The organism is Marinobacterium aestuarii (genome assembly GCF_001651805.1).
In the GTDB taxonomy this organism is placed as follows: domain Bacteria; phylum Pseudomonadota; class Gammaproteobacteria; order Pseudomonadales; family Balneatricaceae; genus Marinobacterium_A; species Marinobacterium_A aestuarii.
In genome coordinates this window covers 3,797,685-3,813,018 of sequence record NZ_CP015839.1, presented here as the reverse complement: position 1 = coordinate 3,813,018, position 15,334 = coordinate 3,797,685, and the positions used below count along the sequence as shown (strand labels likewise).

At 55.3% G+C, this 15,334-nt stretch carries 9 protein-coding genes and 2 rRNA genes; 7 read left to right on the top strand and 4 right to left on the bottom strand.

Translation table 11 applies throughout. The annotated features are described in order from the left end of the window. The first annotated feature begins 212 nt into the window (after window positions 1-212). The 3 genes from A8C75_RS16555 (at window position 213) to A8C75_RS23180 (ending at window position 5,131) form a co-directional block, all read left to right on the top strand. Window positions 213-3,101: ribosomal RNA gene (locus A8C75_RS16555) — 23S ribosomal RNA — on the top strand. A 196-nt stretch (window positions 3,102-3,297) separates the two neighbouring features. Further along, window positions 3,298-3,413, top strand: a 5S ribosomal RNA gene (gene rrf, locus A8C75_RS16550). A gap of 165 nt (window positions 3,414-3,578) precedes the next feature. Next, window positions 3,579-5,131, top strand: a protein-coding gene (locus A8C75_RS23180; protein WP_120785207.1) for an IS3 family transposase whose coding sequence is annotated in 2 segments (ribosomal slippage) — window positions 3,579-4,041 and window positions 4,041-5,131 — 1,554 coding nt in all. Because the reading frame shifts where the segments join, the coding sequence is not laid out codon by codon here. Between the two features lie 313 nt (window positions 5,132-5,444). On the opposite strand, the gene A8C75_RS16535 is transcribed toward A8C75_RS23180, so the two are convergent. Beyond that, complete coding sequence (locus A8C75_RS16535; RefSeq protein WP_067387425.1) at window positions 5,445-6,701, bottom strand: sensor domain-containing phosphodiesterase; 1,257 nt, start codon at window positions 6,699-6,701, stop codon at window positions 5,445-5,447. Between the two features lie 317 nt (window positions 6,702-7,018). Further along, a complete protein-coding gene (rlmF, locus tag A8C75_RS16530; protein ID WP_067387424.1) occupies window positions 7,019-7,996 on the bottom strand; it encodes a 23S rRNA (adenine(1618)-N(6))-methyltransferase RlmF in 978 nt (325 codons plus the stop codon). 165 nt (window positions 7,997-8,161) lie between these two features. Between rlmF and A8C75_RS16525 the strand changes: the two genes are divergently transcribed. From A8C75_RS16525 to A8C75_RS16515, 3 genes are read left to right on the top strand one after another with little or no spacing between them, the layout of a single operon-like run. After that, the gene (locus A8C75_RS16525; protein WP_067384935.1) at window positions 8,162-8,803 is read left to right on the top strand and encodes a class I SAM-dependent methyltransferase; all 642 of its coding nucleotides are present in this window, start codon (window positions 8,162-8,164) and stop codon (window positions 8,801-8,803) included. Next, window positions 8,800-12,096 carry a DUF3427 domain-containing protein gene (locus A8C75_RS16520; RefSeq protein ID WP_067384931.1) on the top strand — a complete coding sequence of 1,099 codons (3,297 nt, stop codon included), beginning with the start codon at window positions 8,800-8,802 and terminating at the stop codon, window positions 12,094-12,096. The genes A8C75_RS16525 and A8C75_RS16520 overlap by 4 nt, the downstream gene beginning before the upstream one ends. Further along, window positions 12,096-12,872, top strand: coding sequence for a CLCA_X family protein (locus A8C75_RS16515; protein WP_067384928.1), 777 nt, complete (start codon window positions 12,096-12,098; stop codon window positions 12,870-12,872). Before A8C75_RS16520 ends, A8C75_RS16515 begins: the two co-directional genes overlap by 1 nt. 42 nt (window positions 12,873-12,914) lie before the next feature. On the opposite strand, the gene A8C75_RS16510 is transcribed toward A8C75_RS16515, so the two are convergent. Next, a complete protein-coding gene (locus A8C75_RS16510; RefSeq protein ID WP_067384925.1) occupies window positions 12,915-13,967 on the bottom strand; it encodes a hypothetical protein in 1,053 nt (350 codons plus the stop codon). 163 nt (window positions 13,968-14,130) lie between these two features. Then, the gene (locus A8C75_RS16505; RefSeq protein ID WP_157890316.1) at window positions 14,131-15,033 is read right to left on the bottom strand and encodes a hypothetical protein; all 903 of its coding nucleotides are present in this window, start codon (window positions 15,031-15,033) and stop codon (window positions 14,131-14,133) included. Window positions 15,034-15,051: 18 nt separating this feature from the next. Here A8C75_RS16505 and A8C75_RS23670 point away from each other — a divergent pair, with 18 nt between their 5' ends. Further along, window positions 15,052-15,312, top strand: coding sequence for a hypothetical protein (locus tag A8C75_RS23670; RefSeq protein WP_157890315.1), 261 nt, complete (start codon window positions 15,052-15,054; stop codon window positions 15,310-15,312). Window positions 15,313-15,334: the final 22 nt, after the last annotated feature.

Below are 15,334 nucleotides of genomic sequence, written 5' to 3'. Positions count from 1 at the left end.
AAAGCTGTAAGTCATAAGTTGCACACCGATCACGGTTTGAAGCTTATCGCTTAAAGCTGTCAGCTCGAAGCTTATCGCTTCAAGCTTGCTTTATCGCTCTTTAACAATATGGATTCGAATTAATTCGAGATATGTCTTGTACTGTAGTACAAGCGCCAATGGCGAAAAATCTTATCGAACTCTCGTCCTTACCAGACGCCTTCGGGTTATATGGTCAAGTGACGAAGCGTGCACGGTGGATGCCTTGGCAGTCAGAGGCGACGAAAGACGTGGTAGCCTGCGAAAAGCTTCGGGGAGGTGGCAAACAACCTTTGATCCGGAGATGTCTGAATGGGGAAACCCACCCAGCTTGCTGGGTATCTTTTAGCTGAATACATAGGCTTTAAGAGGCGAACTCGGGGAACTGAAACATCTAAGTACCCGAAGGAAAAGAAATCAATTGAGATTCCCTTAGTAGCGGCGAGCGAACGGGGATTAGCCCTTAAGTTGGTTTGGTGTTAGCAGAAGGCGCTGGAAAGTGCCGCCGTAGTGGGTGATAGCCCCGTATGCGAAAACGCCTTATCAATGAAAACGAGTAGGACGGGACACGTGTTATCCTGTCTGAACATGGGGGGACCATCCTCCAAGGCTAAATACTCCTGACTGACCGATAGTGAACCAGTACCGTGAGGGAAAGGCGAAAAGAACCCCTGTGAGGGGAGTGAAATAGACCCTGAAACCGTGTACGTACAAGCAGTGGGAGCGGTTCTTGAGACCGTGACTGCGTACCTTTTGTATAATGGGTCAGCGACTTAATTTCAGTAGCAAGGTTAACCGTATAGGGGAGCCGTAGGGAAACCGAGTCTTAATAGGGCGTTTAGTTGCTGGGATTAGACCCGAAACCGGGCGATCTATCCATGGGCAGGTTGAAGGTTGAGTAACATCAACTGGAGGACCGAACCGACTACCGTTGAAAAGTTAGCGGATGACCTGTGGATCGGAGTGAAAGGCTAATCAAGCCCGGAGATAGCTGGTTCTCCTCGAAAGCTATTTAGGTAGCGCCTCATGTCTCACCACCGGGGGTAGAGCACTGTTTCGGCTAGGGGGTCATCCCGACTTACCAACCCGATGCAAACTCCGAATACCGGTGAGTGCAATCATGGGAGACACACGGCGGGTGCTAACGTCCGTCGTGAAAAGGGCAACAACCCAGACCACCAGCTAAGGTCCCAAAGTTATCACTAAGTGGGAAACGATGTGGGAAGGCTCAGACAGCTAGGAGGTTGGCTTAGAAGCAGCCACCCTTTAAAGAAAGCGTAATAGCTCACTAGTCGAGTCGGCCTGCGCGGAAGATATAACGGGGCTAAGTGATACACCGAAGCTGTGGATGCCATTTATGGCATGGTAGAGGAGCGTTCTGTAAGCCGTTGAAGGGAAAGCTGTGAGGCATCCTGGAGGTATCAGAAGTGCGAATGCTGACATGAGTAACGATAATGGGGGTGAAAAACCTCCACGCCGGAAGACCAAGGTTTCCTATCCAACGCTATTCGAGGTAGGGTGAGTCGGCCCCTAAGGCGAGGCAGAAATGCGTAGTCGATGGGAAGCAGGTTAATATTCCTGCACCGGCGGTAACTGCGATGAGGGGACGGAGAAGGCTAGGCGAGCGCAGCGTTGGTTGTCTGCGTTTAAGGATGTAGGTTGGGGGATTAGGCAAATCCGGTCCCCCTTAAGACTGAGATCTGATGACGAGGTTCTTAGGAACTGAAGTCGTTGATGCCACGCTTCCAGGAAAAGCCTCTAAGCTTCAGGTTACCGCTGACCGTACCCAAAACCGACACAGGTGGTCAGGTAGAGAATACCAAGGCGCTTGAGAGAACTCGGGTGAAGGAACTAGGCAAAATGGTGCCGTAACTTCGGGAGAAGGCACGCTCCTGATGGTGACCCCCTCGCGGGGTGAGCTGTTGGGAGTCGAAGATACCAGGTGGCTGCGACTGTTTATTAAAAACACAGCACTCTGCAAACACGAAAGTGGACGTATAGGGTGTGACGCCTGCCCGGTGCCGGAAGGTTAATTGATGGGGTTAGCGCAAGCGAAGCTCTTGATCGAAGCCCCGGTAAACGGCGGCCGTAACTATAACGGTCCTAAGGTAGCGAAATTCCTTGTCGGGTAAGTTCCGACCTGCACGAATGGCGTAACGATGGCCACACTGTCTCCACCCGAGACTCAGTGAAATTGAAATAGCTGTTAAGATGCAGTTTACCCGCGGCTAGACGGAAAGACCCCGTGAACCTTTACTATAGCTTCACAGTGGACTTTGACATTACTTGTGTAGGATAGCTGGGAGGCTTTGAAGCGTGGACGCCAGTCTGCGTGGAGCCAATCTTGAAATACCAGCCTGGTACTGTTGAGGTTCTAACTCTGGACCGTAATCCGGTTCGAGGACATTGTGTGGTGGGTAGTTTGACTGGGGCGGTCTCCTCCCAAAGAGTAACGGAGGAGCACGAAGGTACCCTCAGCATGGTCGGAAATCATGCATTGAGCGCAAGAGTAGAAGGGTGCTTGACTGCGACACTGACACGTGGAGCAGGTACGAAAGTAGGTTCTAGTGATCCGGTGGTTCTGCATGGAAGGGCCATCGCTCAACGGATAAAAGGTACTCCGGGGATAACAGGCTGATACCGCCCAAGAGTTCACATCGACGGCGGTGTTTGGCACCTCGATGTCGGCTCATCACATCCTGGGGCTGAAGCCGGTCCCAAGGGTATGGCTGTTCGCCATTTAAAGTGGTACGCGAGCTGGGTTTAGAACGTCGTGAGACAGTTCGGTCCCTATCTGCCGTGGGCGTTTGAGATTTGAGAAGAGTTGCTCCTAGTACGAGAGGACCGGAGTGAACGAACCTCTGGTGTTCCGGTTGTCACGCCAGTGGCATTGCCGGGTAGCTACGTTCGGACGGGATAACCGCTGAAAGCATCTAAGCGGGAAGCCCCCTTCAAGATGAGATCTCACTGGGGCCTTGAGCCCCCTAAAGGGCCGTTTAAGACTAAGACGTTGATAGGCGGGGTGTGTAAGCGCTGCGAGGCGTTGAGCTAACCCGTACTAATTGCCCGTGAGGCTTGACCATATAACGCCCAAGGCGTTTGGTTGCCTGCTCCGACTAAAAAGAACGAGCAGGCGAAAAGCACGAGAGAGACGAGATTGACGCATTGGCAAGAGCTTGTGCTGCAGACAGACATAGAGTGAAAGCTCACCCTCGAATTAAGCTACGTCGCGACAGGCCAGACGCTGTCGAGGCCAGAATCCATATTGTACAAGTTTTGCTTGGCGACAATAGAGCTGTGGAACCACCTGATCCCATCCCGAACTCAGTAGTGAAACGCGGTATCGCCGATGGTAGTGTGGGGTTTCCCCATGTGAGAGTAGGTCATCGCCAAGCATTTATTCAAACAGAAAAGCCTCGACCATCGGTCGGGGCTTTTCTGTTTTATCTGTTCAGCGATGACCCTCACATGGGGACGGTAGACAGCCCCCGGTGTCAGGGTAGTTGTCGCCTGATCAGTTTCACCTAAATCAAAGCACCGGGGACGGAAAGAGTCATGCGATGCGACGTTATTCACCCGAGCGTAAAGAAGCGCTGCTGAAGAAGCTTTTGCCGCCCCACAATATGTCTGTGGCCGAGCTCGCCCGCCAGGAAGGCATCTCCGATGTAACCCTGTATGCTTGGCGAAAACAGGCCAAAGCGGGAGGTGCTGCGGTGCCCGGAGATCAAAAGTTAACGGATAACTGGTCAGCTGAATCCAAGCTGGCGGTGGTGATTGAGACCGCCGCGCTGTCTGAAATCGAGCTGAGCGAATACTGCCGCAGTAAAGGGTTGTATCCCCAACAGGTCAAAGCGTGGCGTGACGCCTGTCTGTCGGGTCAGCAGACGGCCAAGGCCCAACGTCAGCTCGATCGCGAACAGGCCAAGGCCGACAAGAAACGTATCCGCGAACTGGAGCGTGAACTCAGACGCAAGGACAAGGCACTGGCCGAGGCGGCCGCGATCCTGGTGCTGCGAAAAAAGCTCAATGCCTACTGGGGGGACGACAGCGAGGACAGCTAACGGCGCTGTCGGTCCGGCAGGATTATGTCGCCTGGATTGCTGAAGCCATGGCCGCCGGTGCCCGAAAACAAGTCGCCTGCAAGGAACTGGCGATTAGTCTGCGCTCGCTGCAACGCTGGACACAGGAAGGCGCGCCGAAAGCCGATGGTCGCACGACCACGCCGCGGCCCACGCCGGCGAATGCCCTGACTGATGCTGAACGCGAGACGATCTTGCAGCTCTGCAACAGCACGGAATACGCGCATCTTCCACCGAGCCAGATCGTGCCCCGGCTGGCCGATCAGGGCCGTTATCTCGCATCTGAAAGCAGCTTTTATCGGGTGCTGCATGCCGCCGATCAGCAGCATCGCCGGGGCCGCGTTCAGCGCCCGAAAAGGCATCCGGCACCCACGACGCACGCTGCGAACGGGCCGAACCAGCTTTGGTCTTGGGACATCACGTATTTACCCTCGCCGGTGCGGGGCCAGTATTACTATCTGTATCTGATCGAGGACCTTTACAGTCGCAAGGGCGTGGGTTGGGAGGTGCATGAACAGGAATGCGGCGATAAGGCCGCAGCTCTGCTGCAACGCAGCGTGCTCAGCGAGCAGTGCCTGCATCAGCCGCTGGTACTGCACTCGGATAACGGCGCGCCGATGAAGTCCGTCACACTGCTAAGCAAAATGTACGACCTGGGGATCACACCGTCGCGTGGGCGACCGCGGGTCAGCAATGACAACGCCTTCTCGGAGTCGTTGTTCAGAACGCTGAAATACTGCCCGCAGTGGCCACATAATGGCTTCACCAGCCTGGAGGAGGCACGGGCCTGGGTGAGAGACTTCATACGCTGGTACAACCACGAACATCGTCATAGTCGCATCCGCTTCGTCACGCCGGCCGAACGGCATCGTGGACAGGATCATGAAGTGTTGGCTCGGCGAGATGCGCTGTACCAGCAAGCCCGTTCTGAACGACCGGAACGCTGGTCAGGCAACACGCGTAACTGGCAGCCGGTTGGGATGGTGATGCTCAACCCGGAGAAGCAGGAAACGACTCAGAATAAGGCTGCATAACAGAATGGTCTGCGCGACAACTACGTTGACAAACACCGACAGCGCCGCTCGCGGCCGCCCAGCCATGTGATAGTAGGGTCAAAACGGGGCTTGTCGAAGCACAGCTTTGACCCGTTTTGACGACCGCGGCCTCTATTTAATGGGTAAATGGGCCCGCGGGACGGCTCGCCAGCGAGGCGCCAAGCATTTATTCAACGAAAACGCCTCAGCCTCTGGTTGGGGCTTTTTTGTATGTGGGATTTGAAAAAGGTACAGCTGCAAAAGAACCACTTGATCGCATCCGCTTTTTATTCGTCAGCGTATAGCCCTATGGCTATTTTGGAACTTCAGCCAGGGGTTTGGGCCTGCAGAGAAAGAACCCTTGGGCCATGGCGACCTTTAGCTGTCGTAATGTATTTATTTCCGCCTGGGTTTCGACGCCCTCTGCGACTATCTTGCTGCCGGTTTTTTCGGCAAATACAATTAATGCAGCCGCCAGAGCGATGCAGCCTTCATTGTGGTCAATGCCGCTGATCAGACTGCGATCGAGCTTTATGATATCGGGCTTGAGTTGCAGGATATGGCGAAAACTGGCGTATCCGGCACCGGCGTCGTCTACTGCCAGTCTTAAGCCCTGTTGCCTGAGGGGTTCGAGTATCTGGGTAATCCGGGTGTAGTCATCGATCGACGCATGCTCGGTCAGCTCCAGTACGATGCGCCGGGGATTGGTGGCCAGGAGGGTTAGAATGGTCGCGCAATTGAGTACCGTTTCGGGGGTAATATTCACGGCAACATAGCTATCGGCGGGCAGCTGCGACAGCCCGGCAATCGCCTGGCTGACGGCGAAGCACTCGAGTTCAGCGAGCAGGCCTGTGGCTTCGGCTTCAGCGAACCACTTATCGGGCGATCGCAGCGGCTCGGCATGAAAGCGGCTAAGGGCTTCATAACCAATAATGGCGTTTCTGGTCAGACAGTAAATCGGTTGATAGACGATGCTCAGTTTCTCTTTGCGCAGCACCGACTTGATACGCCTTACTTTAATATCAAGGTGGCGCTCATCCAGTGTAATCCGCTCGAGCAAGGTGCCGCAGAGTTGGGCATAGAGGCGCATGTTGAGAATATCCCGTTCACCGAGAGATTCGTTGGGCCTTGTACTGAAACAGCAGAAAGAGCCAAAAAGGCTGCCGTCGCGAAAGCGAATCGGTACGCTCAGGTGGGCGCCAACCGGCAGTTGAGTGGTTGCAGCCAGTGTTAAGGCTTCAGGAATATCGCCTGCATTGCGAATCAGTTCCGGGAGCCTGCCATCAACCACACGCTGGCAGTAGCTCTGCTCCAGTGGGCCTGAGCCACCGACTGCGATAGGACATGTCGTCAGGTTGTCGGCGTCGACAAAGCGAAAGCTGCGTTGCCCCTGGTCAAACTCGGAAATAAATGCGACTTCCATACCGAGGTTCAGGCGCACTGCATGCAATATTTCTGACAGTATGGCATCGATCGAAATATCGTCGGGTCCTTCCAGCATCCTGGACTCCTGCGCCTGAAGTGCTTCCAGACCTGGCGGTTCGATGAGGGTATCTATGTGATTGGTCATCTGGGTCGCCATCCTTAGCTCCTTGGGGCAGGTTCGGAGCTGCCCATGAGGTTCTGAGTCCTATAAGACGCCAAAGGCATCTGTACTTCATCCGTGTCTGTGTTGAGCGCATAGCCGCCAACAGGCGGCGAGTTGAACTGACTGAGTGCCAGGTTGCAGTGTCACGACAAGCTCTATTTTAGTGCATTATTAAAAAGAGTGTCGAGCAGGCGCGGGCGAGCCGCCAGGTGCTGCGAGGCTAGGGTGCGAGTGTCGGAACTCGGGCCATGCAGGGCTGGCGGCAGCTTTTGTTGCGGTATGTTGAACTGGTGTCGCTTTTAACTTAAAGGCGCCCAGTAACTTTGCTGCCACTCGTCCTGTAGTTCGGGTGTGAGAAAGCTCCAGGCGATAAAGCGGCTGATCTTCTGGCCCTGAGCCATTTCCACCACGCGCACCTGCTGGGCACCGGCATGGCTCAGTTCCCGCCGGATCGCGGCAAGGCTGGATTGCTTCGCGACCAGGGATGTAAACCAGTAGCACTGTTCGCCATAGGCTTTGCTTTCCTTCACCATACGACAGATAAAGCCTTCCTCACCGCCGTCGCACCAGAGTTCGTCTGGCTGGCCGCCGAAGTTTAACTTAGGGGTGGCCGCTGGCTGCGAGTCCTTTTTAAGGCCGCGCCATTTACGCTCGGATTCCGCTGTCATGGCGGCTTCCGATGTATGGAAGGGCGGGTTGCACAGGGTGACGTCAAAATGGTCGTCGGCTTTCCAGATGCCGTTAAAGATGCAGTTCTGCTGGCGCTGCAGGCGAGCTTCAATCTTGCCGGACAGGCAGCGGTTGGAGCGCACAATACTCTGTACCGTGCCCACGGCCATGGCGTTGATGTCGGAGCCGACAAACTGCCAGCCGTATTCGCGGTTGCCAATAATGGGATAGACGCAGTTCGCACCTATGCCGACATCCAGTGCTCGCACCATGCGCCCGCGGGGAATCACGCCGTTGTTTGAATCGGCCAGCAGGTCCGCCAGGTAATGCACATAGTCGGCTCTGCCGGGGATCGGCGGGCACAGGAAACCGGGGGGAATATCCCAAAAGGCGATGCCGTAAAACTGACTCAACAGGGCCTGGTTCAGCGCTTTCACCGCCTGGGGGTCGGCAAAATCGATGGACTCGTTACCATAACGGTTCAGCTGTACAAACCCCGCCAGCGCAGGATTCGCCTTGCTCAGCACGGCAAAGTCATAGCGGCCCCGGTGCGGGTTGCGACTGTGCAATTCGGCCTTGTTGGTGCGTACAGCGTCAGTTTTCTTCATGGCATCATCGGTGTTCTGTAGGTAGGCGGGCAGTATACCTGACAACGACTTTGCTGTGCCCGAGGGGCCGGGCAACCGCTGCCAGCAATTTGGAGAGGCGATGGTTCTGTTGCCTGGTAAACTCTACCGATGCCCGCCATATAAGTTGCATGAAAGGATTCAGCATTGAGTAACGATACCATCCAGTACTACCACCTGAACGCCAAGAAGTTTGTGGCGCAATATGACTCGCTGGCTGCGCAGCTGGTTCATAGTCTCTGGATAGATCAGCTCGCCCAAACTCCTTTGGGCAGTGCACTGGATATAGGTGCGGGAAGTGGGCGCGATGCCCGCTGGCTGGCATCCAAAGGTTGGCAGGTAACGGCGGTAGAGCCGGCTGAGGCGTTGCGCAGGGCGGCGCAAAGCCGTGAGGCTGTGCAAGATACTGAGCGGGCCATTGAGTGGGTCGATGATCAATTACCGCATCTCGCCAAGGTTCGGTCGGGAAATCCAACCTTTGATCTGATTCTACTTTCAGCGGTCTGGATGCATATAACGCCGGATTCTCGCCGGGTGGCGTTGGCGGCGCTGGTCAGCTTACTGGCTGAAGCTGGCATGATGGTTATTACTCTGAGGTTTGGGCCCACTGATCCGCTGCGACCTATGTATCCGGTGAGTGCGGATGAGGTGCAGGCCATCGCAGCTCCCCTTGGTGTAAGCGTTGAGGTGATGTCTGGCGCTGCGCTTGATAAAGACCAGCTCAATAGATCTGAGGTTCACTGGCAGACGCTGCTGCTGCGCCATACAGCAACGGAGGGCTGCGCATGAGCGGCCAGCGCCTCATTACGGGCGGAGCAGACCAGCCCTTATTGAGCTCCCTACGCCATGCCATCAGCCATGCGACCGAAATTGAGATAGCTGTCTCCTTTATTAAGGTCAGCGGTCTGGAGCTGATTTTCAAGGATATTGAAACCGCGCTCTTATCCGAGCGACAGGTACAGTTGAGGCTCTTGACCAGCGATTATCTCTGCGTCACGGATCCTCGGGCACTGCGAATGCTGATGTTGCTGGCGGAGCGCGGCGCTGATATTCGTATTTTTGAGGTGGGCTCCGCCGATAGCTTTCACCTTAAGGCCTATATATTTGTGCGTTCAGAAGGCGGCGAACTCAGCTGTGCCGATGCTTTTGTGGGGTCGAGTAATATCAGCAAGATTGCGCTTACCGATGGGCTTGAATGGAACTACCACATCGATTTCCCCAACGATGCAGATCTAAATGCTGCCGCTCGCATCGCCGAGATCCGGGGCAAGTTTCAGAGCTTATTGCAGTATTCCCAGGTACGGACATTAAGTTATGACTGGATCGAGCAGTATGAAGGGCGCTATGCACAGCGTCGCAAGGTAACACCCATACTGGCGGTCGCCCCCGGCTCAGACGAACCAGAGCCCGCCATTCCTGAGCCGCATTTGCACCAGCAGGAGGCGCTACTCGCGCTGGAGGCTGCGCGCAGTCGAGGTGCCCGCCGGGGCCTGGTGGTGTTGGCAACCGGGATGGGAAAAACCTATTTGGCGGCCTTTGATGCCAGCCGTTTCGCCGCGGGTCGGGTGCTGTTTGTCGCCCACCGTGAAGAGATATTGCTGCAAGCCGAGGAAAGCTTTCTGGCGGTGCTGCCGAAACGGCGTATCGGCCGCTACACCGGTAAGCAAAAGGATACGCAGTTCGATCTGCTTTTTGCCTCAGTACAAACCTTGGGGCGCAGCGAACACCTGCAGCGATTTGCACCCGATTACTTCAGCTACGTCGTGGTTGATGAGTTCCACCATGCGGCGGCCAGCAGCTATCAGAAACTGATTGATTATTTCACGCCACAGTTTCTGCTTGGCTTAACGGCAACGCCGGAGCGCACCGATAATTCTGACATTCTAAAGCTCTGCGATCACAACCTTGTGTACCGTATGGATCTGTTTGATGGCATCAGCGCCGAGCAGCTCTGTCCGTTCCGCTATTACGGTATCTATGACGCTGAGGTGGATTATGAACATATTCCCTGGCGCAATGGCCGCTTTGATCCTGCCAAGTTGTCGAATAAGTTAGCCACCCTGGGCCGCGCACGCCATGCCATTAATGAGTGGCGACGCCTGGCGGGGCAGAAGACCCTGGTGTTTTGTGCCTCCATCGCCCACGCTGATTTTATGGCGCAGCAGTTCGAGCGTGAGGACATCGCCGCGGTCAGTGTTCATACCGAGTCTGATATCACCCGCAGCGAGGCCCTGGAGCAGCTCAGGGATGGGCGGGTTAACGTCTTGTTTTCCGTCGATTTGTTCAGCGAAGGCGTGGATGTACCCAGCATCGATACCGTGATGATGTTGCGGCCAACCGAGTCTAAAATCCTCTTCCTGCAGCAACTGGGCCGAGGGTTGCGCCGTGCGGCGGATAAGCCCCACCTGGTGGTGCTGGACTTTGTTGGCAATCATCAGAGCTTCTTGAACCGACCTGAGCTGTTGCTCGGTAATCTGTTCGATAAAGCGCCTAGTCGAAGCCAGTTGATAAAGGTTCTGAAAGATAAAAGCTGGTTGTTACCCGATGGCTGCTTTATTCATTACGATTTGCAGTTTATCGAGTTTCTGGAATCGTTGGCGGCGAATAATTTAGTTAATGACTATTTCAAACTGAAAGAAAGCCTAAAGCGCCGGCCTACACTGACGCAGATGTGGCGCAGCGGCAGCAACCTTGCCAAATTGCGCCAGCAGTACGGCAGTTGGTGGGAATTTCTCGATGAGCTGGATGAAGCTGAGTTCGACGAGCGCGCTGCGATTGAAGCCTACGGCCAGTGGTTTCGGGATCTTACGAGTACGGCAACCGCCAAAAGCTACAAGCTGGTGTTGCTGCAGACCTTACTGGAGCATAGGGCTATTGCTAACCAGAGCAGCGTGGGGCAACTGGCCGATTGGGCTTACCAGTGGTTTATGGATAGACCCGACTGGCAACAGGATCTGCCTGCAAGTTTACAGCCGCTGCATGAGGTCAGTACGCCCGCGTGGCTTGCGCACTGGCGCAAGATGCCCATCAAGTTTTGGTGCACGGCGGAGCGTTCCGGCGAGCGCTGGTTCCACGTTGACGATATGAACTTTGCGTTCCAGCAGACCATCAGCGTTGATGCCATCGGCAGCTTTATTCGCATGACCCAGGAAATACTCGATTGGCGCTTTGCTCAATATGGCAGTGATCGAATGGCGTTGGCGCCCGTTACCGACGTCGCCAGTACCGAGGCGGGCGAAGTTGAGCCTGCACGCTTGGCGTATTTTCCGGATATTCAGATTGCCTGCGGTCACTTTAAAACAGGCTATGCCGATACGGATGAGTCGGTGGCGATGCCCAGGGGCTTTGGCCAGTTGAGCTCGGATAGGCACTTTATCGCCCGGGCGTCCGGTAATTCGATGAACGGTGGCAAGAGCCCGATTTATGATGGCGACTACCTGTTGCTCGAGTACATCACGACTGAGAATGCCGGCAAAATCAGTGATCAAATCGTTGCCATAGAACGGCAGGACTTTGGCGGCGATAACCAATATCTGCTGCGAAAAGTGCTGAAAAACGGTTCAGGTTATAGCTTAAGGGCCAGTAACCCGGACTATGAAGATATCCCCGCAACCGAAGATATGGTCACCTTCGCACGCTTTAAGGGCAAGGTGGACCCGCTTGAGCTCTTTGTCGGCCGCGAGTTTATGCGTGAAGATATCCCGCCGCTCTTTGGTGTTGAGTTCAATCCGGGTAACTGGCAATCCGGTCACGTCGTACTGGCTGATCAGAATGCCCATGTGCTGCTGGTGACCTTGAACAAGCGCGGTAAAATGGAGGATCACCGTTACCATGATTATTTTATGGATCAGGATCAGAAGCACTTCCATTGGCAGTCGCAGAACAGCACAGCTCCAGATAATAAACGTGGCCGCGAGCTGATTAATCACGCACAGCTGGGGATCAAGATTTACCTCTTTGTGCGTGACGATAAACTACGTAACAAGAAAGCCGCGCCCTTTAAGTTCCATGGCGCTGTGGTCTATAACCGCCATGAAGGCAGTAACCCCATGAGTATTGAGTGGGACTTAGTGGATCTGTGATGTCAGTTGATAAACCTCCTTCAGTAACCTACGGCAGCCCGCACTCTGGAGACGCCGAGCCCATCACCTTCGTGCATATCAGGCGCAGGTTCGATTTTCGCTCGATACAGATCGGGCGCTGGGTTACGCGGGATGAGCAGGTGCGGGCGGCGGGGCTGTTTTATGGGGCTTTGGTGGATCTGATGCATATTCTGCAGGGGCCTGAAACGCTGATATCGCTGCGCGGCGCACTGTCGCTGCAATACGGCATTGGCGGTCGCCCTGGTGTGGCTGCGCACTATGACCCGGCGCAGCGCTGTTTTGCACTGGCAAAAAACGCAGGCCCCGGCAGTATTGCCCATGAGTGGTTTCATGCGCTGGATCATTATCTTGGGGACAAGGCGTTCAGTGATGTGCCCGCCAGCATGTTTGCCTCCAAAGCCTGGCTCAGTGATGCAACCCCGGTTGCCCATCCGCTGAATGATCGGCTGTCGGAGTGCTTTCGCTGCATTCTACTGGATGAGCTAGGGGACGGGCCGAGTGAACTCTTCCGGGTATCGGCGCTGGAAGATAGAGCACTGGGCACGGTCTATTACAGCCAGCCGGAAGAGCTCTGTGCCCGGGCTTTCGAAGCCTTTGTGCAGGATTCAGCTATTCGCAATAACTTCCTGGTGAAAGGCACCCGGGCTTCGGCCGAAGCGCGCCGGGGTCTGTATCCCCAGGGCGCGCAGCGCGAGCGAACCAATGCCGCCTTTGGTCGCTATTTCAGCCAGCTTGGGGCGGCATTGGGTCGGTAATGTGTTAGGTGCCGTTGTCGGTCTCGGCATTTTCAGCAGGGCTTAAAATCTATCCTGCTGGCGGTACTGCAGTTCGCGCTTGAGATCCTTGAGGGTACGCAGTTCGTCGAGGACGCCGGGGATCTGCAGGCGCATCAGGCGGATGCGATCCAGCAGACGGTCGAGGTTTTGTGCCTGTTTGCGGCGGCTGTCAGCATAGAGGTGGTAGTGCACAAAGGCGCGCTGCGGATCTGATTGTATGTAGTCGTTTTTTTCCAGCTGTACGCGCTGAATTTGCGCCTGCACCGACAGGCACAGCGCCTCGAAGGCGGATTCCGGAATCTGCAATGCGTCTGAGGCGACGTGCTGCTGATACAGCGTCATGACAGCCATCATGTCGTTGTTGTCCCGCGCCTGCAGCAGTTCGGTCATCAGCTGCTCCTTGTGCTCCCGCTGTGCAGGGTCTTGCTCCCGATCTGGATGCAGCGCCTGGGCGGCGCGCCTGAACAGCTGCCTGAGCCACTTGTGGTCCACGGCTGGAACCTGCTCCGCGTTTTGGCGCTCCGGTGCTTCGTCGCCAGCACCGGCTGCATCAGCCTCTGGCGTGTCCTGCTTTGCGGCCTTGTCTTTATCCGATTCAGGTGCTGCATGATGGCTGTCGTCAGCACTGTCGTCATCATCTGCCTCGGCGTCTGCATGCGAGTGCGGCTGCGGAATATGGCTCGCGGTACCAAAGATTTCCAGCTGGGTGCGCATGTACTGCTGGGCGATGGCGGCGGCTTCCTTGCGGTCGTATAGCGCGACCTGTTCCAGCAGTTCGTACAGCCAGGCTTCCAGGGTTTCGCGGTGGCCTTGGCGCAGGTTTTTACGTTCTGAAAAGTCGATCAGGCGTTGCAGCAGGGTTTTCAGCATGCGGTGATTGTTTTTCAGCCGCGGCAGTACCTGCTTGGCATAAATATGACCGAGTTCATCCAGCTCACGCACGAGTTTCTGGCGCCTTTTCTCTTCGCGTTCGAGATTCTTGCGCAGACGGTCAAAGCGTTTTTGCAGTGCGGAAGTCGGGGCCGCAGGGCTGGCGGGCTGCTCGGGCTGCTCGGGCAGGGTGTCAATATTCATGGCTGCTTTGGCCGGACTCGGGGCTGCTGAGAAGGGGCGCATACTACAGGGCTAACGCCTGAATTGGGATAGCAGGCGTTAGCCCCGCGGCAGTGGGGGGAAAGCGCAGCAATATACCGGCGGCCTGCAGATTCGCATCGACGGGTCAGTGCCGCAATGCGAATCAGTAAAAATCTACCATCTGCTCGGTCATGAAATAATAGCGCTCTTCCTGTCGGTTACGCAGTTCGCGCTTCAGGTCATTCATGTTGCGTAGCTCATCGATGATTTCCGGGATCTGCTGTCCTATCAGGTGGATCGCTTCCAGCACGTCTCTGAGGTTTTGCTGCTGTTTCTTGCGGGTGCCGGCATAGAGAAGATCATGTACACGGGCCCGGTGTGGATCTGAATAGATGTGAATCATTTTCTCTTGCTGCAGCCCTTGTATCTGATTTTGCAAGGACGTACACAGGGCCTCGAAGGCGAATTCCGGAATCTGCAGGCTGTCATCGTTGACGTGCTGCTGATACAGCGTCATGACGGTCATCATGTCGTTATTGTCACGTGCGTGCAGCAACTCAGTCATCAGCTGCTCCTTTTGTAATCGCCGGGCGGGATCGCGCTCCCTGTCTGGATGCAGGGCCTGAGCGGCGCGGCGAAACAGCTGTTTGAACCATTTTTCGTCGAGCACTGCTGCAGCCGGTTGTACCGGCGGATCAGCGTCGAAATCATCGAAATAGCGGGAGTTTTTCTGTGAATCAGAGTCCGGAATGTCGTCAAAACCGAAAAAATCTGACTGCGCCTCGTTATCCGGTGCCGTTTGATATGCCTGTTCCGATGCCCCGCTGGTGAAAGGCTCATCGGGGCCAAACGGATCGAATTCATCGAACTCACCGGGGTCAGGAACCTGTGTTCGCTTGCCAAACGCCTCATACTGGCTATCCATGTAGAGTTCGGCAATGGCTGTGGCTTCGATGGGGTCGTATTCGGCAACCTGTGCCAGTAGCTGATGGATCCAGGCCTCCAGTTCTTCCCGGTGCCATTGACTGAGACTCTTGCGCGTAGAGAAATCGATCAGTCGATTCATGAGGAGTTTTAGTATCCCATGATTGTTTTTCATCTCAGGCACCACCTGTTCAGCATAGGTGTGACAGAGCGCGTCCAACTCCTGAACAAATTTTTGCTGTTTTTTTTCTTCCTTCGCCAGCTTTTTGCGCAGTTGGTTAAAGTGCCGCTGCATCGCAGGAATGTCGGCTGCGGCGTTGTCGGGGTGTGCGTGCAGTATTTCGATGTTCATGGTCTGAATGGCTGCGCTCATGTGCTGGGTTGGACGGTGAATTCTACCGGGGGCCGCCCTGAATTGTGAAGATTTATGGTGGTTATACCTG

What these genes read in the sequence shown, in the direction of transcription:
- A8C75_RS16535 (WP_067387425.1), bottom strand. Translation starts at nt 6,701, where the DNA reads ATGACCAATCACATAGATACCCTCATCGAACCGCCAGGTCTGGAAGCA.
- rlmF (WP_067387424.1), bottom strand. Translation starts at nt 7,996, where the DNA reads ATGAAGAAAACTGACGCTGTACGCACCAACAAGGCCGAATTGCACAGT.
- A8C75_RS16520 (WP_067384931.1), top strand. Translation starts at nt 8,800, where the DNA reads ATGAGCGGCCAGCGCCTCATTACGGGCGGAGCAGACCAGCCCTTATTG.
- A8C75_RS16515 (WP_067384928.1), top strand. Translation starts at nt 12,096, where the DNA reads ATGTCAGTTGATAAACCTCCTTCAGTAACCTACGGCAGCCCGCACTCT.
- A8C75_RS16510 (WP_067384925.1), bottom strand. Translation starts at nt 13,967, where the DNA reads ATGAATATTGACACCCTGCCCGAGCAGCCCGAGCAGCCCGCCAGCCCT.
- A8C75_RS16505 (WP_157890316.1), bottom strand. Translation starts at nt 15,033, where the DNA reads ATGAATCGACTGATCGATTTCTCTACGCGCAAGAGTCTCAGTCAATGG.
- A8C75_RS23670 (WP_157890315.1), top strand. Translation starts at nt 15,052, where the DNA reads ATGATTGTTTTTCATCTCAGGCACCACCTGTTCAGCATAGGTGTGACA.